The sequence below is a fragment of the Yokenella regensburgei ATCC 49455 genome, assembly GCF_000735455.1.
Lineage (GTDB): Bacteria > Pseudomonadota > Gammaproteobacteria > Enterobacterales > Enterobacteriaceae > Yokenella > Yokenella regensburgei.
This window is the reverse complement of sequence record NZ_JMPS01000021.1, coordinates 26,479-46,915: the sequence shown is the minus strand read 5'-3', so window position 1 is coordinate 46,915 and position 20,437 is coordinate 26,479. Positions and strand designations below refer to the sequence as shown.

Genomic DNA, 20,437 nt, shown 5'->3' with positions numbered 1-20,437 from the left:
GTATTAACTCTCTTTCTGTCCCGCGATGCGCGATACCGGAATCGGTAGCCAGGCGCGAATCAACAAGCCACCCCGTTCGCTGGTGCCAATTTCCAGCAGACCGTTATGGTTATCGATAATACGCTGCACAATCGCCAGACCGAGCCCCGTACCGCTGGTGCTGCGCGCGCTGTCGCCGCGAACAAACGGCTGGAACAGGTGCTTACGCTGCTCGGGCTTGATCCCCGGGCCGTCATCTTCCACCTGGAACCAGGCGCGATTCGGTTCACTCCCGCTGCTGACCTTGATCCATCCATTGCCGTAGCGCGCCGCGTTCACCACCATATTGGCAACCGCACGCTTGATGGATAACGGATGCATCCGCACCGCAATCTCACCGGCCTGCAACTCGGTATCAATTTCACGCTCATAACCGCTTTCTGCCGCGACGACTTCGCCCAGTACGGCGTTAAGGTCGGCGAGCTCCATCGGCATCTCCTGCCCGGTGCGCAGGTAGTCGATGAACTGTTCGATGATGGCATTACACTCTTCGATATCCTTATTGATGGATTCGGCGAGATAACCATCTTCAACGCTCATCATCTCTGTTGCCAGACGAATGCGGGTTAACGGTGTACGCAGATCGTGGCTGACGCCCGCCATTAGCAGGGTACGGTCATCCGCAAGCTGCTTCACACCCGCTGCCATATGGTTAAACGCACGGGTCACCGAGCGCACCTCCGAGGCGCCATATTCGCGCAGCGGCGGCGGAATAATCCCCTTACCGACCTGCAACGCAGCATGCTCAAGATCGACCAGGGGTCGGTTCTGTATGCGGATAAACAGCCAGGCACCACCTATCGCCAGCAGCATAATGGCCAGCGTATAACGGAACAGCGGCGAGAAATCACCCTGATGAATTTCGGTTAGCGGTACGCGTACCCAGATATTGGGGGAAAGCCAGGTCTTGAGCCAGACGACCGGCGAGCTTTTGTTAACCTCGACGCGCACTTCGGTCGGGCCACCCAGCTGCTGTGCCATCTGCTGGCTTAAAAACTCATAGTGCTGCGCCCAGCGCAGCCCCGCGTCTTCAGCCGCTTCATCGGAATAGAGTGAAATCCCCAGCTCACGGTAGATCTCCCGGCGGAAGGCCGGGGGCACCACGAGCTGAGTACCGTCCTCCAGCTGCAGCTTATCGGTCATTAGCATACGGACTTCGTATGCCAGGACCTTATTAAACTGCTGGAGGCTCGGCAGAATAGCGAAGTTCAGCACCACAAGGTAAGTCGTCACCAGGCTGACGAACAGCAAGGTGACGATAAGTAACAACGTGCGGGCAAACGAACTTCGCGGTGAGAAGCGCATTCGCCTCATGCTTTAGAACCGTCCGGGACAAATACGTAGCCCAGGCCCCATACGGTCTGGATATAGCGCGGATGCGCCGGGTCCTCTTCCACCATGCGACGCAGGCGGGAGATCTGTACGTCGATGGAACGCTCCATCGCGGAGTATTCACGACCACGGGCAAGGTTCATCAGCTTGTCACGGGACAGCGGCTCACGCGGGTGGCTGACGAGCGCCTTCAGAACGGCGAACTCACCGCTGGTGAGCGGCATCGGCTCGTCTTCACGGAACATCTCGCGTGTACCGAGGTTCAGCTTGAACTTACCGAAAGCAATAACCGCTTCTTCCTGAGAAGGCGCGCCCGGCAGTTCGTTCGCCTGACGACGCAGCACCGCACGGATACGTGCCAGCAGTTCACGCGGGTTAAACGGTTTTGGAATGTAGTCGTCGGCACCAATTTCCAGGCCCACGATACGGTCCACTTCTTCCCCTTTCGCCGTGACCATGATGATCGGCATTGGGTTACTTTGGCTACGCAGACGACGGCAGATAGAAAGGCCATCTTCGCCAGGCAGCATTAGATCCAGCACCATCAGGTGGAAAGATTCACGGGTCAGCAGCCTGTCCATCTGTTCGGCGTTTGCCACGCTACGAACCTGGAAGCCCTGCTCTGTCAGATAACGTTCAAGTAGCGCACGCAGACGCATGTCGTCATCCACAACAAGGATCTTATAGTTCTCTTGCATCATTCGTACTCCCAAAGGTTCGGATAGTTTTGCACAATGTATTCTAAAAAAGTGCGCATCTACGACCAGCTAATTCTGGTATAAATTCTAGTCGAAATTGTTACAAAGCATATTTAACAGCAGCTTATCTGTTCATTTCATCACATAAATCATTATTAATCCTGGCCGTTACGCTTTGTGATACGTTATGTGCGTTACTAAGGCAAGCAAGTCCGTAAGGCAATACCACGATGAAAACGCCATTGATTACCCGTGAAGGGTACGAAAAACTCAAAACCGAGCTGGACTACCTCTGGCGCGAAGAGCGACCAGAAGTGACGAAAAAGGTCACCTGGGCGGCAAGCCTTGGCGATCGCAGCGAAAATGCCGACTACCAGTACAATAAAAAGCGCCTGCGTGAAATCGACCGCCGGGTACGCTACCTGACAAAATGCCTGGAGAATCTGCGCATTGTCGATTACTCCCCGCAGCAGGAGGGCAAAGTGTTCTTCGGCGCGTGGGTCGAAATTGAAAATGACGACGGTGACACTCTGCGTTTTCGCATCGTCGGCTACGACGAAATCTTCGGCCAGAAAGAGTACATCTCTATCGACTCCCCGATGGCTCGCGCCCTGCTAAAGAAAGAGGTGGGAGACCTGGCGGTGGTTAACACGCCGGCCGGTGAGGCCAGCTGGTACGTTAACGCTATCGAGTACGTTAAATAATCCGAGAGCATCCCCGGCGGCTGGCATTTTTGCCAGTCTGTCCGTATAACTATCCCCTGATTTTCGATCCACAAAGATGAAAAATAGCCATGATGAATGATTCGCTGTGCCGCATTATTGCGGGTGAACTTCAGGCCAGATCTGAACAGGTAGAAGCTGCCGTTCGTCTGCTTGATGAAGGGAACACCGTGCCGTTTATTGCACGTTATCGTAAGGAAGTCACCGGCGGTCTTGATGACACGCAGCTGCGTAATCTGGAGACTCGTCTCGGTTACCTGCGCGAGCTGGAAGACCGTCGCCAGTCCATTCTGAAGTCTATCGACGAGCAGGGCAAACTCACCCCTGAGCTGGCGGGTGCCATTAACGGTACCCTGAGCAAAACCGAGCTCGAAGATCTCTATTTACCGTACAAACCCAAGCGCCGCACCCGCGGACAGATTGCGATCGAAGCAGGCCTGGAGCCGCTGGCGGATCTGCTGTGGAACGAGCCGTCCCACGACCCGGAAAGCGAAGCCGCGAAATATATCGATGCCGACAAAGGCGTGGCCGACACCAAAGCCGCTCTGGATGGCGCACGCTATATTCTGATGGAGCGCTTCGCCGAAGACGCGACGCTGCTGGCGAAGGTCCGTGACTACCTGTGGAAAAACGCTCATCTGGTCGCCACCGTGGTCAGCGGCAAAGAGGAAGAAGGCGCCAAATTCCGCGACTACTTCGACCACCATGAACCGATTGCCACCACCCCTTCTCACCGCGCGCTGGCAATGTTCCGCGGCCGTAACGAAGGCGTGCTGCAGCTGGCGCTGAATGCCGATCCACAGTTCGATGAGCCGCCGAAAGAGAGCCACTGCGAGCAAATTATTATCGACCATCTCGGTCTGCGCCTGAACAATGCGCCGGCAGACAGCTGGCGTCGCGGCGTGGTGAGCTGGACGTGGCGTATCAAGGTGCTGATGCATCTGGAAACCGAACTGATGGGTACCGTACGTGAACGCGCAGAAGATGAAGCGATCAACGTCTTTGCCCGTAACCTGCACGACCTGCTGATGGCGGCCCCTGCCGGGCTGCGCGCTACCATGGGTCTTGACCCTGGCCTGCGTACCGGCGTGAAAGTGGCGGTCGTTGACGGTACCGGCAAACTGGTAGCCACCGATACTATCTACCCGCACACCGGGCAGGCAGCGAAAGCCGCCGTAGTGGTTGCCGCGCTCTGCGAGAAGCACAACGTAGAGCTGGTGGCAATTGGCAACGGCACCGCATCCCGCGAGACCGAGCGTTTCTACCTCGATGTCCAGAAACAGTTCCCGAAAGTAACGGCTCAGAAGGTGATCGTCAGCGAAGCCGGAGCCTCGGTGTATTCCGCGTCAGAACTGGCGGCACTGGAATTCCCGAACCTCGATGTTTCACTGCGTGGCGCGGTGTCTATCGCCCGCCGTCTGCAGGATCCGCTGGCGGAGCTTGTGAAAATCGACCCGAAATCTATCGGTGTCGGCCAGTACCAGCACGACGTCAGCCAGACACAGCTGGCACGCAAGCTCGACGCGGTAGTGGAAGACTGCGTGAACGCCGTCGGTGTGGATCTCAACACGGCTTCAGTGCCGCTGCTGACCCGCGTCGCAGGCCTCACCCGCATGATGGCGCAGAACATCGTCAACTGGCGCGATGAGAACGGTCAGTTTCAGAACCGTCAGCAACTGCTGAAGGTGAGCCGCCTGGGGCCAAAAGCCTTTGAGCAGTGCGCCGGGTTCCTGCGTATTAACCATGGCGATAACCCGCTTGATGCCTCAACCGTTCACCCGGAAGCCTATCCGGTGGTGGAACGCATTCTTGCAGCGACCCATCAGGCGCTGAAAGACCTGATGGGTAACGGCGCTGAACTGCGTAACGTGAAAGCTTCAGAATTTACCGACGAACGCTTCGGTCTGCCGACCGTTACCGACATCATCAAAGAGCTGGAGAAGCCGGGCCGCGACCCGCGTCCGGAATTCAAAACGGCGCAGTTCGCCGACGGCATCGAGACCATGAACGATCTGCTGCCAGGTATGGTGCTGGAAGGTGCGGTCACCAACGTGACTAACTTCGGGGCCTTTGTCGATATTGGTGTACATCAGGACGGCCTGGTTCACATCTCTTCGCTTGCCGACAAATTCGTTGAAGATCCACACACGGTGGTGAAAGCTGGCGATATCGTTAAGGTTAAAGTGCTGGAAGTCGACCTGCAGCGTAAGCGCATTGCGCTGACCATGCGTCTTGACGAGCAGCCGGGCGAAGGTAATTCACGTCGTGGCAACGGCGGCAGTCCACAGCGTGAGCAGGGTAACCGCCCGGCGGCGCGTGCCGCCAAACCGCGCGGACGTGAAACTCAGCCTGCCGGTAACAGCGCGATGATGGATGCGCTGGCCGCCGCAATGGGTAAAAAGAAATAAGTCTGTGAAATAAAAAGCCCTCTTCAGAATAAGAGGGCTTCTGTTCTAATATTAAGAAAACATTAATTTCCCACGCATTAACTTATCAAAACGATATTTTTTCACTCTATTAACATTGCCATTAATCGCTGAACAGAATTGCGAAGGGTGAAAAGTTTGCGCCATATCAAACCTGGCTCAAATTATCCCGTTTTTGAACATCCAGTCACATTTTAATGATTGAAGATAAAAACCATTCTCATTATCATCGTAATGTTGATTATTTAACCTCCCTTTGATACTTCGGGTCCTTCTGCGGCCAGAAGCGCAACTTTCAGTTAGCGAAGGATAAGTAGGCTCTATGCAATTCACTCCAGACAGCGCGTGGAAAATTACCGGGTTTTCCCGAGATATTAGTCCGGCTTATCGACAGAAATTACTTTCATTAGGAATGCTGCCAGGTTCCTCCTTTAATGTGGTGCGTGTTGCACCTTTAGGCGACCCCGTTCATATCGAAACACGTCGCGTTAACCTGGTATTACGTAAGAAAGATTTAGCTTTCCTTGAAGTGGAAGCAGCTTCCCGTTAATTCGGTTTGTCAGAACAACGAGTTCACGAATGAAAAAATTAACCATTGGCTTAATTGGTAACCCAAATTCGGGTAAGACCACGTTATTTAACCAGTTAACCGGTGCACGCCAGCGCGTGGGTAACTGGGCAGGGGTCACCGTCGAGCGTAAAGAAGGCGCCTTCAGCACCACCGACCATCAGGTGACGCTGGTTGACCTGCCAGGCACTTACTCGCTGACCACCATCTCCTCGCAAACCTCGCTCGATGAACAAATTGCCTGTCACTACATCCTGAGCGGGGATGCCGATCTGTTGATTAACGTGGTGGATGCTTCAAACCTGGAGCGTAACCTTTACCTGACGCTGCAATTGCTCGAGCTGGGCATCCCCTGCGTCGTGGCACTGAATATGCTGGATATCGCTGAAAAGCAGCAGATCCGCATTGACGTTGATGCCCTCTCCGCCCGCCTCGGCTGCCCGGTAGTTCCGCTGGTGTCTACCCGTGGTCGCGGTATTGAAGCCCTGAAACTGGCTATCGATCGCCATCAGGGTAATCAGGCTATTGATCTGGTGCATTACGCCGAACCGCTGAAACAGGAAGCGCAGGTATTAGCTGATGCCATGGACCACGGCATGCCGGAACAGCAGCGCCGCTGGTTGGGTCTGCAGATGCTGGAAGGCGATATCTACAGCCAGGCCTACGCGGGCCCCGCTGCGGATAAACTGCCTGCGGCAATCGCCCGTCTGCAGGACACCATGGACGATCCGGCACTGCACATTGCCGACGCCCGCTATCAGACCATTGCCGCCGTCTGCGACAGCGTCAGCAACACCCTGACCGCCGAGCCAAGCCGCTTCACAACTGCGGTTGATAAAATCATCCTCAACCGTTTCCTCGGGTTGCCGATTTTCCTGTTTGTGATGTATCTGATGTTCCTGCTGGCTATCAACATCGGGGGCGCACTGCAGCCGATTTTCGATGCCGGATCCGTCGCCATTTTCGTGCACGGCATTCAGTGGCTGGGCGCCACGCTTCACTTCCCGGACTGGCTGACCATTTTCCTTGCTCAGGGCCTCGGCGGTGGTATCAACACCGTGCTGCCGCTGGTACCGCAAATCGGCATGATGTACCTGTTCCTCTCCTTCCTTGAGGATTCCGGCTACATGGCGCGTGCAGCATTCGTCATGGACCGTCTGATGCAGTCGCTGGGTCTGCCGGGTAAATCCTTTGTACCGCTGATTGTCGGCTTCGGCTGTAACGTGCCCTCGGTCATGGGTGCGCGTACCCTGGATGCGCCGCGTGAACGTCTGATGACCATCATGATGGCACCGTTCATGTCCTGCGGTGCACGTCTGGCTATCTTTGCCGTGTTTGCTGCGGCCTTCTTCGGCCAGCAAGGCGCACTGGCGGTGTTCTCGCTGTACGTGCTGGGGATCGTCATGGCCATCCTGACTGGCCTGATGCTCAAATACACTATCATGCGCGGCGAGGCTTCTCCGTTCGTGATGGAACTGCCGGTGTACCACGTTCCGCATCTTAAAAGCCTGATTATCCAGACCTGGCAGCGCCTGAAAGGCTTCGTGCTTCGTGCCGGTAAAGTTATTGTCATCGTCAGTATTTTCCTGAGTGCGCTGAACAGCTTCACCCTTAGCGGCAAAGCGGCGGACAATATTAATGACTCTGCTCTCGCCTCCGTCAGCCGCGTCATCACCCCTGTCTTTAAACCGATTGGCGTGCATGAAGACAACTGGCAGGCAACCGTAGGCCTGTTTACCGGTGCCATGGCGAAAGAAGTGGTCGTCGGTACGCTGAACACGCTCTACACCGCTGAGAACATTCAGGAAGAAGAGTTCAACCCTGCCGAATTCAACCTGCTCGACGAGCTGGGTGGCGCGGTTGAAGAGACCTGGCAGAGTCTGAAAAACACCTTCAGCCTGAGCGTACTGGCGAACCCAATCGAAGCAAGCAAAGGTGACGGCGAAATGGCCACCGGCGCGATGGGGGTTATGAGCACTAAATTCGGCAGTGCTGCGGCAGCGTACAGCTACCTCATCTTCGTGCTGCTCTACATTCCGTGCATTTCGGTGATGGGTGCGATTGCTCGCGAGTCCAGCCGCGGCTGGATGGGCTTCTCAGTGCTGTGGGGGCTGAACATTGCCTACTCTCTGTCGACGTTGTTCTATCAGGTCAGCAGCTTCAGCCAGCACCCGCGTTACAGCCTGGTGTGTATCCTGGCAGTGATTCTGTTTAACGTGGTGGTAATTGGCGGACTGCGGCGTGCCCGCAGTCGGGTGGACGTCAACCTGCTGGCGACCCGCAAAACGGTCAACAGCTGTTGTCAGAGCCCGGAAGGCAGCTGTCATTAAGGAGCATTTATGGCATCGTTAATTGAAATTCGCGACATGCTGGCATTACAGGGACGTATGGAAGCTAAGCAGCTCAGCGCCCGCCTGAATACCCCGCAGCCGATGATCGATGCCATGCTCAGCCGCCTGGAAGCGATGGGCAAAGCCCGGCGCATTCAGGAGGAACCTGACGGGTGTTTATCGGGGAGTTGTAAAAGCTGTCCGGAAGGCAAAGCCTGCCTGCGGGAATGGTGGGAACTACCGTCGTGAAAAAGCGGGCCAGATGGCCCGCTTCTTGTAATTATTGCTTCTTGTACACATCAGCGTTGGCGTGAACGTATTTGTCACCTTTGTCCGCGGCAATGATCACATAGTACTGACCACCTTTCTCATCTGCTTTTTTGGACAGCTCACGTTTCGCATCCATCGGCGCAGTGGTGTCAGAAGTGGTGATAGTGCCCACTTTCACCAGTTTCTCGCTTTTGATCATTTCCGGAAGCTTGTCTTTCTCAATCTCTTTTGCCGCGAATGCACCAAAAGACAGCGACCCAATAACCAGAGTTGCAACAATGCCTGTAACAAATTTCATAGCCTTTACTCTCCATATGGTTTGTTATTTTAGTGGTCGCCCGTCCGGCTATCATCTACCGAGTCTTTACAACGACCAATGAAGAGTATTGCTGCAAAATTGTACTTTTTCCAGTACTTAAATTTTCCCGACAACGTTTTGTTTTAAATCCAGTAATACGTCACAGAACGCCTCAGGGTGGGAGATAAACGGCGCATGCGCGGCCTTATCAAAGACCACCGATTGGCTGGCGGGCCACTGCGCATCCAGCAGTGGAATAATCTTGCGCGGCACCAGGCCGTCGAGGCGGCCATAGAGGCGCAGGAAGGGCATTTTCAACCCACTGAGCGGTTCGCGCAGGTCCACCGTTTTGAGGATTTCCAGACCACCATTCAACACCGCTTCTGTCGGCATTGGCAGCGCCAGCACCGCACTTTTTAGCTTGCGCGCATCCTGTCTGGCATTTTCTGTTCCCATCGTTTGCAGCGCCAGAAAGCGCTCTACCGTGCGCTGGAAATCAAGACTCAGCTGCTGCTGAAAACCGCTCAACACCTCGGGCTTAATTCCCGGCCAGTCGCCCTGTGCGCTAAAGCACGGCGAAGAGGCCACCGTCACCAGCGCCTGAACCCGCTCAGGATGGGTTAACGCCACCTGACTTGCTACCAGCCCACCTAAACTCCAGCCGAGCCAGATGGCTTTCTCCGGCGCCTGCGCCAGTACCCATTGCGCCATGTCGCTCAGGCTCATCGCCGAAAAACCGCTGCTGCGGCCAAAGCCGGGCAAATCGACCAGGTGTAGGGTGAAATGCGAGCGCAATTCCGGCGTAATGCAATCCCAAACCTGCGCATTCAGTCCCCATCCGTGCAGCAGCACAAGATGGCAATTTCCTTCCCCTTCGGTGTGCCACCAGATCTCTTTCATCAGTTATTGTTCTCACTCACATATGCCGAGGTGAACTATGCTAACAGCCCACAGCTTGTGCTGGCTATGCCGATTACCGCTTGCCCTCGCCCACTGGGGATTCTGCTCACGCTGTGCCCGTATGCTCCTGTATCCGCACCCGCTTTGCCCGCGATGCGGACTTCCCTCAGCCAGCACCACGCTCCCCTGCGGTCGCTGCCTGCAGAAACCGCCTCCGTGGCAGCAACTGGTGGCCGTCAACGACTACATCGCACCGCTCAGCCAGCTGGTTCAACAGTTCAAATCCTCCGGCAAGCCTGAACTGGCAAATGCGCTCGCGCGTCTGCTGCTGTGGCGCGCGATGTTAAACGCTAAGGGCAGCCAGCCTGATGGTATTATCAGCGTTCCTCTGTGGCAAAAACGCCAGTGGCGACGCGGTTTTAACCAGAGCGACTTACTCGCCGCCGCGCTCTCACGCTGGCTGGGTTGTCAGTGGTATGCGCGAGCACTACGTCGGACGCGGGCAACACCGGTGCAGCACCATCTTTCGGCGCGGTTACGCAAATACAACCTGAAGAATGCCTTTCACCTTGAATTCGACGTGCGGGGTCTCCATATCGTTGTGGTGGACGATGTCGTCACAACCGGCAGCACTGTCGCTGAGATTTCCCGCCTGCTTTTGCGAAACGGCGCAGCGAAGGTTGAGGTATGGTGCCTGTGTCGTACCTTGTAGACCCCTGCAGAGGGGCGTATTATTATCCTGGTAAATTAGTCAACTATTAGGCCAACGCTATGATCCGTATTTCCGATGCTGCACAAGCGCACTTTGCTAAACTGCTGGCAAATCAGGAAGAAGGGACACAAATCCGCGTATTTGTGATTAATCCCGGCACTCCTAACGCTGAATGCGGCGTATCTTACTGCCCGCCGGATGCGGTGGAAGCCAGTGACACTGCCCTCAAATTTGATCTGCTGACCGCATATGTCGACGAGCTGAGCGCGCCGTATCTTGAAGATGCTGAAATTGATTTCGTCACCGACCAGCTGGGTTCACAGCTGACGCTGAAAGCCCCTAACGCCAAAATGCGTAAGGTTTCCGACGACGCACCGCTGATGGAACGCGTCGAGTACATGCTGCAGTCGCAGATCAACCCGCAGTTAGCCGGTCACGGCGGTCGTGTTTCCCTGATGGAAATCACCGACGAAGGCTACGCAATTCTGCAGTTTGGCGGCGGCTGTAACGGTTGCTCCATGGTCGACGTCACGCTGAAAGAAGGGATCGAAAAGCAGCTGCTGAACGAATTCCCGGAGCTGAAAGGCGTTCGCGACCTGACCGAACACCAGCGCGGCGAGCACTCCTACTACTAAGCCCTACCCCCGCTCCCGATTTGCCCGGTAATGTCTCAATTACCGGGCAGGTTTTTCTGTGCCCTTCCCCCATAACATGACCTGCCTCTCAGAATTCACATTTTGATCGCTGGGGATATTCTCAACCCCTCCATGTTACCCGTATCATCCGCATCAAGCACTGTTGTAAAAAAATTAGCCAGCTATTCTTGAAAGGATAGAAAGGGATCTGACTCAGTGCCGGAAGAACTCTGTTCCCATCATGGGGCAATTGGAAGTTGTCATCGAAACAATGACGTTACCCATAACAAATTAAAGGCCAGGTAAATCATGCCATTAGTTATCGTAGCTATCGGGGTCGCTTTATTATTGCTGCTGATGATCCGTTTCAAGATGAACGGATTTATCGCACTGGTGCTGGTGGCGCTTGCCGTCGGCCTGATGCAAGGCATGCCGTTGGTGAAAGTTATTAGCTCCATCAAGGCAGGCGTTGGCGGAACGCTCGGCAGCCTCGCGCTGATCATGGGCTTCGGCGCGATGCTCGGCAAAATGCTGGCAGACTGCGGCGGTGCCCAGCGAATTGCCACCACGCTTATCGACAAGTTTGGTAAAAAACACATTCAGTGGGCCGTCGTCCTGACCGGTTTCACCGTCGGCTTCGCGCTGTTCTACGAAGTGGGCTTTGTGCTGATGCTGCCGCTGGTGTTCACCATTGCGGCTGCGGCGAACATTCCTCTGCTGTTTGTGGGCGTACCGATGGCTGCGGCGCTGTCCGTCACCCACGGCTTCCTGCCGCCGCACCCGGGCCCGACCGCTATCGCCACCATCTTCCACGCCGACATGGGTAAAACGCTGCTGTTCGGTACCATCCTGGCGATCCCGACCGTTATCCTCGCCGGCCCAGTGTTTGCCCGCTGCCTGAAAGGCATCGATAAGCCAATTCCGGAAGGTCTGTACAGCGCGAAAACCTTCACCGAAGCAGAAATGCCGAGTTTTGGCGTCAGCGTCTGGACCTCTCTGGTGCCGGTCGTGCTGATGGCGATGCGTGCTGTCGCAGAGATGGTATTGCCGAAAGGTCACGCGTTCCTGTCCGTTGCCGAATTCCTCGGTGACCCGGTGATGGCAACCCTGATTGCGGTACTGATTGCGCTCTTCACCTTCGGTCTGAACCGCGGTCGCTCCATGGATCAGATTAACGAAACGCTGACCTCATCCATCAAAATCATTGCCATGATGCTGCTGATTATCGGCGGTGGTGGTGCGTTCAAGCAGGTGCTGGTCGACAGCGGCGTGGATAAATACATCGCCTCCATGATGCACGAAAGCAACATCTCCCCGATCCTGATGGCGTGGTCTATCGCGGCAGTGCTGCGTATCGCGCTGGGCTCTGCTACCGTCGCGGCAATTACCGCAGGGGGTATCGTAGCCCCGCTGATTGCCACCACCGGCGTGAGCCCGGAGCTGATGGTTATCGCGGTAGGTTCTGGTAGCGTTATTTTCTCTCACGTGAACGATCCAGGCTTCTGGCTGTTCAAAGAGTACTTCAACCTGACCATCGGCGAGACCATCAAGTCCTGGTCAATGCTGGAGACTATTATCTCCGTCTGCGGTCTGGTGGGATGTCTGCTTCTGAATATGGCCATCTGATGTAAAAAAGCCGGGTAGCGGTTGCGCTTACCCGGCTTGCTTTCAGTTCCCGACGCCATCAGCGCTTCTTCGTTAACGCCTTTCTGCGCTTATCCAAATCCTTAATCAGCTTGTTCACCTGTTCATCGGCAAACATTGCCTCCAGGGTGGTCGAAAGCTTGCGCCGCCAGTTTTTGTACTGATCGCTGGTTCCGGGGATATTGACCGGCTCCGCCATATCTAACCAGTCCTCCGGCTGCAGTCCCAGCAGCGCGCTGTTGCTGTCGGCAATGTAACGCTGCATCCCGCGATTAAGCGTCGGCGTCATCGCCATCAGCGAAGCCTTGTGTCCGGCGCGCTGCGGCAGACAGCCGTATTGATGAAGCGCATCCAGCAGCCCCTGCTTCGCCCGTTCCCGGTCCTGGTAAAGACCACGCAGAATAACTTCATCAGGATATAACCCCAGCGCTTTGCCCAGCGTCAGATCCCCGCTTTCCCAATAACCGCGAAGCGTAGGCAGGTCGTGGGTGGTTGCCACCGCCATCGACTGCTCCGGGTAGCCCTTCGGCGCACGGAAACGCTTTTCATGGTCGCTTTCGAAATACAGCACCTTGTAAGAATAGACGCCGCTCTTACGCAATTTGCCGACGATTTCGACCGGTACGGTGCCAAGATCTTCGCCTATCACCATGCACCGATGACGCTTACTCTCCAGCGCAAGGATCGACAGCAGACTGTCTACCGGATACTGCACGTAGGCTCCGTGATCGGCAGTTTCACCGTATGGGATCCACCACAGACGCAGCACCGACATCACGTGATCGATGCGTAGCGCACCACAGTTCTGCATGTTTGCCCGCAGAAGCTCAATAAACGGCTCATAGGCCCGCGCTTCGATGATGTGCGGATCCATCGGCGGCAGGCCCCAGTTTTGCCCCAGCGGCCCAAGGATATCCGGCGGAGCACCCACGGACGCTTTCAGGCAGTACAGCTCGCGATCGCACCAGGTCTCGGAGCCGCCTTCTGCCACCCCTACCGCCAGGTCACGATATAAGCCCACCGGCATATCATGCTGCTGGCATTGCGCCCAGCAGGCGGCAAACTGACAATAAGCCAGCCACTGCAGCCACAGATAGAAATCCACTTCATCAGTATGCTGCTGGCAGAAGTCCTTCACCGCCGGGCTTTGCGTGTCACGCAGGTTTTCCGGCCAGGCAGGCCAGCCCCAGCGCAGCGGATCCGCTTTCACCTGAGCGGCGTGCAGCGCATCGAAAGCCGCCTGCCAGTACAGGCTTTCCCCCTCGCGCCCAACAAACTGACGGAACGCGGCCATCTGTTCGTCATCACGCAGAGAAAAGGTCGCCCACGCCAGGCGCAGCGCGGTCATTTTAAGCTCAGTTACCGCGGTGTAATCCACCCATGGCGTTTCCCGCGCGGCCTTCAGCTTCTTCTGCGTCGCCGGCTGCTTCCACCACGCCTGCGCCGCTTTGCTCTGCCTGAAATCCTCCACGGCAGAAACATCGATATAAACGACGTTCAGCCAACGGCGGGAGGAAGGGCTGTACGGGCTCGCGCTCTCCGGGTTTGCCGGGTACAGGGCATGAATCGGGTTCAGGCCGATAAACGACCCGCCGCGACGGGCAATTTCCGGCAACATCTTTTGCAAGTCACCGAAATCGCCAATCCCCCAGTTTTGTTCCGAGCGCAGGGTGTAGAGCTGCACGCAGGTGCCCCACAGTTTCTTACCGGTTTTCAGCGCTTCGGGTTCATAGCAGCGCTCCGGGGCGATAATCACCCGGCAGTGCCAGCGGCTGTCATCCTGCAGCAGCGTCAGGGTGTGATACCCCTCCGGCAGGCGCGCGGGCAGCGCCAGCGGTTTTCCGCTCACCGCCCGCCCCTGATACTGTTTTCCCTCTTCGGTAGTCAACAGCCAGTCATACTCACCGCTCCCGGAAACGGGCAGCGTCGCTTTTTTACCATGGGTAAAAACCTGCACACGAGGCACCGGTGTGACTGCCGCAGACGCGGCAGTCGTGTGGTGCATTGCGTCGAGCAGGCGCCGTTTGGTCTCGGCGCCGATAGACTGCGGTTTACCATGCGCATTGATATAGCTGGGGCTGATACCCGCCGCCAGCGCGGCATTATCAAGGCGTTTATTCTCCATAGGCCTGTCCTTAGCGTTTTGCCTGCCAGATGCGTTGCTGATAATCACGAATCGAGCGATCGGAGCTGAACATACCGCAGCGCGCGGTGTTGAGGATGGCAGCACGTGTCCAGGCTTCCTGATCACGGTAGAGCACATCCACCTGCTTTTGCGCTTCAACGTAGGCTTCAAAATCGGCCAGCACCAGGTACGGGTCGCCGCCCTGTTTGCCCATACTGTGCAGCATCTGGTCGAAGGCGTGCTTGTCACCGTCGCTGTAAATACCGCTTTCAAGTTCCTTCAGCACCGCGTCCAGCAGCTTGTCTTTCTTACGCCATTTCAGCGGATCGTAGCCCTTCGCCTTCAGCGCTTTCACCTCTTCCACCGTGTGGCCAAAGATAAAGATATTCTCTTCACCTACCTGCTCGGCGATCTCCACGTTCGCGCCGTCGAGGGTACCGACCGTCAGCGCGCCGTTCAGCGCCAGCTTCATGTTACCGGTGCCGGAGGCTTCTTTACCCGCCGTGGAGATCTGCTCTGAGACATCCGCCGCCGGGATCAGCATTTCTGCCGCGGATACGCAGTAATCCGGCAGGAACACCACTTTCAACTTATCGCCCACTTTCGGGTCATTGTTGATGGTTTCTGCCACTTTGTTGATGGCATAAATAATATTCTTCGCCAGGTAGTAACCCGGAGCCGCCTTCGCGCCGAACAGGAACACGCGCGGCACACGATCGGCTTTCGGGTTCTCACGAATCTCTTTGTACAGCGCCAGAATGTGCAACAGATTCAGGTGCTGACGTTTGTACTCGTGCAGACGTTTGATCTGCACGTCAAAAATCGCCTGCGGGTTGATCTCAATTCCGGTACGCAGCTTCACGAACTCGGCCAGCCGTACTTTGTTTGCCTGCTTAATCTCGCGGTACTGCTTACGGAATTTTGCATCATCGGCGTATTTCTCCAGCCCAATCAGCACATCGAGATGGTTAGCCCACTCTTTTTTCAGCGTTTTATCCAGCAGCGAAGCCAGTTCCGGGTTGCACTGTTTGATCCAGCGGCGCGGTGTGATGCCGTTAGTGACGTTGTGGAACTTGTTTGGCCACAACTGGTGATATTCCGGGAACAGGTCCTTCACCACCAGATCCGAGTGCAACGCCGCCACACCGTTGACCGCAAAACCGCCCACCACGCACAAATTCGCCATGCGCACCTGTTTATCGTGTACGACCGCCAGTTTTGCCCATACCGCTTTGTTGCCAGGCCAGGTCTTCTCGACCAGCGCTTTAAAGCGATAGTTGATATCGTTGATAATCTGCATATGACGCGGCAGCAGTGCTTTCACCAGTTTTTCATCCCAGCACTCCAGTGCTTCCGGCATCAGGGTGTGGTTGGTGTAGGCGAAGGTTTTACTGGTGATAGCCCACGCGTCGTCCCAGCTTAGCTGATGCTCGTCCAGCAGCACGCGCAGCATCTCCGGGATGGCAATCGTTGGGTGCGTATCGTTCAGCTGAATCACCTCAAACTGAGCCAGCTCGCTCAGCTTGCGGCCCGCCAGGTGATGACGACGCAGAATATCGGCAACCGAACAGGCACACTGGAAGTACTGCTGCATCAGGCGCAGCTTCTTCCCGGCCTGATGGTTGTCGTTCGGGTAGAGCACTTTGGTCAGTTTTTCCGCCTCAATGCCCTGCTTCTCGGCGCGCAGGAAATCCCCGTCGTTAAATTTAGTCAGGTCAAACGGATGCGCGTGTTTAGCCTGCCACAGGCGCAGCGGCTGTGCGATGCCGTTACGATAGCCCAGCACCGGCAGATCCCAGGCTTCTCCCGTCAGGATGAATTCAGGTTTCCAGTGGCCCTTCACCACTTTACCGCCGATACCCACCTGAACATCCTGCGCCGCATTGTGGCGGAACCACGGGTAGCTGCCCCGATGCCAGTCGTCAGGCGCTTCCATCTGGTGACCTTCGACGAAGGACTGACGGAACAGGCCATACTGGTAGTTCAGGCCGTAGCCGGTCGCGGACTGCCCGACGGTTGCCATCGAGTCCAGGAAGCAGGCTGCCAGACGCCCCAGGCCTCCGTTGCCCAACCCCGGGTCGGTCTCTTCTTCCAGCAGGTCGCTGAGGTTGATGTCGAACGCGCGGAGTTCGTCGCTAACGCCCTGATACCAGCCCATGTTGAGCAGGTTGTTGCCGGTCAGGCGACCGATGAGAAACTCCATCGAAATGTAGTTTACGTGGCGCTGTCCTTTTACGGGTTTCGCCACCGGCTGCGCTGCTAGCAGCTCCGCCAGAGCGCCGCTGACCGCCTGCCACCACTGATGCCGGGTCATTTCGCTGGCGGCCTGTAAACCAAAACGCTGCCACTGACGGGTCAGAGCAGCCTGAAATTGAGCTTGATTGAAGGAAGGCTGAGACATAACTGAATCCTGGTCCTTGTAAGATACATTGGCACTAGTGTGCCCGGCTCCCGTGAGAGCGTCCTCATCCCGGCAGGGATTAGACAGGGAGGAGTAGCAGGGATGAGCGAAAAGTGTGACCGCTGCCACTCTAACGTTAGCCGGAGATCGCAAATCTGTTCGGTTTACAGGCTGACTTTTCGCAATGAAAAGTGCCGATGAAGCTTCTGAAGATAATCGCGTAATACGTCAGAAAAATGAAATGCCGTTTTGTCGGAAAATAGATGACCAGAGGAATGGTTACTTATATAAAATAATACATTCCAGTTAATCACTACGATACATGACTTATTTCCCCTGCGTTTGTTATGTCTTTACCCGATACCCGGAATAAAACACAGGAGATTAAATACTCTGCACATTCGCGTCTCGACCGCCCGCTTAACCCAGGCGCAGCAAGCACTGTTACCGGTTTCAGTGACTTTTTTCAAATCTGTTTAAGATTTGTGACACACAGCAAATTCACAAACATCAAACTCAGACATAACTTGCAATATATTCTGCAATGTCCGAACGTGTAGCCATTAATTACGAAGCGCAAAAAAAATCCCCTTCTTATTTACGTCACAGTGAAGTGCTAACTATGTTAATTCCGTCAAAACTAAGTCGTCCGGTTCGCCTTGACCACACGGTAGTGCGGGAGCGGCTGTTGGCGAAACTTTCCGGCGCGAACAACTATCGTCTTGCGCTGGTCACAAGCCCGGCGGGCTACGGTAAAACGACGCTCGTTTCGCAGTGGGCCGCGGGTAAACGTGACATTGGCTGGTTCTCATTAGATGAGGGGGATAACCAGCAGGAGCGCTTCGCGAGCTATTTAATTGCCGCCGTTCAGCAAGCAACCGGTGGACGCTGTCCTGCCAGCGAAATGATGGTGCAAAAGCGCCAGTACGCGAGCCTGACCTCACTGTTTGCCCAGCTGTTTATTGAACTGGCGGAGTGGGACCGACCGTTATTCCTCGTCATTGACGATTACCATCTGATTGCTAACCCGGTTATCCACGATGCGATGCGCTTTTTCCTGCGCCATCAGCCAGAGAACATGACGCTGGTGGTGCTGTCGCGCAACCTGCCGCAGCTCGGCATCGCTAACCTGCGGGTTCGGGATCAGCTGCTGGAAATCGGCAGCCAGCAGCTCGCCTTTACCCACCATGAAGCCAAACAGTTTTTCGATTGCCGGCTCACCTCCCCCATTGAAGCGGCAGAGACCAGTCGCCTGTGTGATGACGTTGCCGGATGGGCAACCGCACTACAGCTGATTGCCCTTTCTGCCCGACAAAATAACAGCGCCGCCCACGACTCGGCGCGCCGCCTGGCGGGGATTAACGCCAGCCATCTGTCTGACTATCTGGTGGACGAGGTGCTGGATAACGTCGATACCGCCACCCGCCACTTCCTGCTGAAAAGCGCCGTGCTGCGCTCGATGAACGATGCGCTGATCGTCCGCGTCACCGGCGAAGAGAACGGCCAGATGCGCCTCGAGGAGATTGAGCGCCAGGGGTTGTTCCTCCAGCGTATGGACGACTCCGGCGAGTGGTTCTGCTATCACCCGTTGTTTGGCAACTTCCTGCGCCAGCGCTGCCAGTGGGAGCTTGCCACCGAGCTGCCGGATATCCACCGCGCCGCCGCCGAAAGCTGGATGGCACAGGGTTTCCCGACCGAAGCCATCCACCATGCGCTCGCGGCAGGTGATGCCACCATGCTGCGCGATATTCTCCTGAACCATGCCTGGGGTTTGTTCAACCACAGTGAGCTGTCGCTGCTTGAAGAATCTCTGGCCGCCCTGCCGTGGGAAAGTCTGCTGGAGAACCCACGCCTGGTGCTGCTGCAGGCCTGGCTGATGCAGAGCCAGCACCGCTATAGCGAAGTCAACAACCTGCTGGCCCGCGCCGAGCAGGAGATGACGGTCGAAATAGATGACATTCTGCATGCCGACTTTAACGCGCTGCGCGCTCAGGTCGCTATCAACGATGGCGATCAGGAAGAAGCGGAACGCCTGGCGATGGTCGCACTGGAAGCACTGCCGCTCGGCAGCTACTACAGCCGTATCGTCGCGACATCGGTGCATGGTGAAGTCCTGCACTGCAAGGGCCAGTTGAGTAAATCGCTGGCGGTCATGCAGCAGACCGAGCAGATGGCCCGCCGCTATGAGGTCTGGCACTATGCGCTATGGAGCCTCATCCAGCAGAGTGAAATTCTGTTTGCGCAGGGCTTTTTACAGGCGGCCTGGGAATCCCAGGAGAAAGCGTTCCAGCTTATCCGCGATCAGCACCTCGAACAGCTGCCAATGCATGAGTTCCTGCTACGCATCCGTGCGCAGCTGCTGTGGGCATGGGCACGGCTCGATGAATCTGAATCCGTGGCCCGCAGAGGGATGAACGTGCTGGCGGCCTACCAGCCTCAGCAGCAGCTACAGTGTCTGGCACTGCTGGTGCAGTCCTCGCTCGCGCGCGGCAATCTCGATAACGCCCGCAGCCATCTGAACCGTCTGGAGAACCTGCTCGGCAACGGTCAGTACCACAGCGACTGGGTCTCTAACGCCGATAAGGTGCGGGTTATCTACTGGCAGATGACCAACGATAAAAAGTCCGCTACCCACTGGCTGCGCCATACCCCGAAACCGGCGTTTGCCAACAACCATTTCCTGCAAAGCCAGTGGCGCAACATTGCCAGGGCGCAGATCCTGCTGGGCGAGTATGACCCGGCAGAGATGGTGCTTGAAGAATTAAACGAAAACGCGCGCACGCTGCGACTGATGAGCGATCTCAACCGCAACCTGCTGCTGTTAAACCAGCTCTACTGGCTGGCCGGACGCAAAGCTGACGCCCAGCGCGTATTAATGGAAGCGCTGACGCTCGCTAACCGCACCGGGTTCATTAGCCACTTTGTGATTGAAGGAGAAGCGATGGCGCAGCAGCTGCGCCAGCTTATCCAGCTCAACACATTGCCTGAACTTGAGCAGCACCGCGCCCAGCGTATTCTGCGTGATATCAACCAGCATCACCGCCACAAGTTCGCCCACTTCGACGAAGGGTTTGTTGAGCGCCTGCTCAACCACCCGCAGGTACCGGAGCTTATCCGCACGAGTCCGCTGACCCAGCGTGAATGGCAGGTACTGGGATTAATCTATTCTGGCTACAGCAATGAGCAGATTGCCGGTGAGCTCGACGTGGCGGCGACGACGATTAAAACGCACATTCGCAATCTGTATCAGAAGCTTGGCGTGGCGCACCGGCAGGACGCGGTGCAGCACGCGCAAAAGCTGTTGAAGATGATGGGGTACGGGGTGTAATTCCTTTCC

The 20,437-nt window shown here is 56.2% G+C and carries 15 protein-coding genes; 9 read left to right on the top strand and 6 right to left on the bottom strand.

Annotation, left to right across the window (positions count from 1 at the left end):
• Nucleotides 1-3: 3 nt before the first annotated feature.
• Both envZ and ompR read right to left on the bottom strand, forming a co-directional pair.
• The gene (gene envZ, locus GYRE_RS06290) at nt 4-1,353 is read right to left on the bottom strand and encodes a two-component system sensor histidine kinase EnvZ (protein WP_006817563.1); all 1,350 of its coding nucleotides are present in this window, start codon (nt 1,351-1,353) and stop codon (nt 4-6) included.
• Nucleotides 1,350-2,072 carry an osmolarity response regulator transcription factor OmpR gene (ompR, locus tag GYRE_RS06285; RefSeq protein ID WP_006817564.1) on the bottom strand — a complete coding sequence of 241 codons (723 nt, stop codon included), beginning with the start codon at nt 2,070-2,072 and terminating at the stop codon, nt 1,350-1,352. The genes envZ and ompR overlap by 4 nt, the downstream gene beginning before the upstream one ends.
• 227 nt (nt 2,073-2,299) lie before the next feature.
• Here ompR and greB point away from each other — a divergent pair, with 227 nt between their 5' ends.
• From greB to feoC, 5 genes are all read left to right on the top strand, one after another.
• Entirely contained in the window at nt 2,300-2,773 is a 474-nt protein-coding gene (gene greB, locus GYRE_RS06280) for a transcription elongation factor GreB (protein WP_006817565.1), read from the top strand.
• Between the two features lie 89 nt (nt 2,774-2,862).
• Nucleotides 2,863-5,199, top strand: a complete 2,337-nt coding sequence (locus tag GYRE_RS06275; RefSeq protein ID WP_038253886.1) for a Tex family protein — start codon at nt 2,863-2,865, stop codon at nt 5,197-5,199.
• Between the two features lie 340 nt (nt 5,200-5,539).
• Nucleotides 5,540-5,767, top strand: a complete 228-nt coding sequence (feoA, locus tag GYRE_RS23595) for a ferrous iron transporter A (protein ID WP_071777495.1) — start codon at nt 5,540-5,542, stop codon at nt 5,765-5,767.
• Between the two features lie 29 nt (nt 5,768-5,796).
• Complete coding sequence (feoB, locus tag GYRE_RS06270; RefSeq protein WP_038253885.1) at nt 5,797-8,115, top strand: Fe(2+) transporter permease subunit FeoB; 2,319 nt, start codon at nt 5,797-5,799, stop codon at nt 8,113-8,115.
• 9 nt (nt 8,116-8,124) lie between these two features.
• Nucleotides 8,125-8,364 carry a [Fe-S]-dependent transcriptional repressor FeoC gene (gene feoC / locus GYRE_RS06265; RefSeq protein ID WP_038253882.1) on the top strand — a complete coding sequence of 80 codons (240 nt, stop codon included), beginning with the start codon at nt 8,125-8,127 and terminating at the stop codon, nt 8,362-8,364.
• Nucleotides 8,365-8,395: 31 nt separating this feature from the next.
• On the opposite strand, the gene GYRE_RS06260 is transcribed toward feoC, so the two are convergent.
• Together GYRE_RS06260 and bioH are read right to left on the bottom strand one after the other, a co-directional pair.
• The gene (locus GYRE_RS06260; RefSeq protein WP_006817569.1) at nt 8,396-8,683 is read right to left on the bottom strand and encodes a YdgH/BhsA/McbA-like domain containing protein; all 288 of its coding nucleotides are present in this window, start codon (nt 8,681-8,683) and stop codon (nt 8,396-8,398) included.
• A 117-nt stretch (nt 8,684-8,800) separates the two neighbouring features.
• Entirely contained in the window at nt 8,801-9,583 is a 783-nt protein-coding gene (gene bioH / locus GYRE_RS06255) for a pimeloyl-ACP methyl ester esterase BioH (RefSeq protein ID WP_038253879.1), read from the bottom strand.
• A 37-nt stretch (nt 9,584-9,620) separates the two neighbouring features.
• On the opposite strand from bioH, the gene gntX reads away from it, so the two are divergent.
• From gntX to gntT, 3 genes are all read left to right on the top strand, one after another.
• Nucleotides 9,621-10,295 (top strand): DNA utilization protein GntX, encoded by a 675-nt coding sequence (gene gntX, locus GYRE_RS06250; protein WP_038253877.1) that lies wholly within the window; start codon nt 9,621-9,623, stop codon nt 10,293-10,295.
• Between the two features lie 59 nt (nt 10,296-10,354).
• On the top strand, nt 10,355-10,930 hold the full coding sequence (gene nfuA / locus GYRE_RS06245; RefSeq protein ID WP_006817572.1) for a Fe-S biogenesis protein NfuA: 576 nt from the start codon (nt 10,355-10,357) through the stop codon (nt 10,928-10,930).
• A gap of 309 nt (nt 10,931-11,239) precedes the next feature.
• Nucleotides 11,240-12,556, top strand: a complete 1,317-nt coding sequence (gntT, locus tag GYRE_RS06240) for a gluconate transporter (RefSeq protein ID WP_006817573.1) — start codon at nt 11,240-11,242, stop codon at nt 12,554-12,556.
• A 58-nt stretch (nt 12,557-12,614) separates the two neighbouring features.
• On the opposite strand, the gene malQ is transcribed toward gntT, so the two are convergent.
• Both malQ and malP read right to left on the bottom strand, forming a co-directional pair.
• The gene (malQ, locus tag GYRE_RS06235) at nt 12,615-14,699 is read right to left on the bottom strand and encodes a 4-alpha-glucanotransferase (RefSeq protein ID WP_038253875.1); all 2,085 of its coding nucleotides are present in this window, start codon (nt 14,697-14,699) and stop codon (nt 12,615-12,617) included.
• Between the two features lie 10 nt (nt 14,700-14,709).
• The gene (gene malP / locus GYRE_RS06230; RefSeq protein ID WP_038253872.1) at nt 14,710-17,100 is read right to left on the bottom strand and encodes a maltodextrin phosphorylase; all 2,391 of its coding nucleotides are present in this window, start codon (nt 17,098-17,100) and stop codon (nt 14,710-14,712) included.
• A gap of 622 nt (nt 17,101-17,722) precedes the next feature.
• Between malP and malT the strand changes: the two genes are divergently transcribed.
• Nucleotides 17,723-20,428 carry an HTH-type transcriptional regulator MalT gene (gene malT / locus GYRE_RS06225; protein ID WP_038253941.1) on the top strand — a complete coding sequence of 902 codons (2,706 nt, stop codon included), beginning with the start codon at nt 17,723-17,725 and terminating at the stop codon, nt 20,426-20,428.
• Nucleotides 20,429-20,437 lie beyond the last annotated feature (9 nt).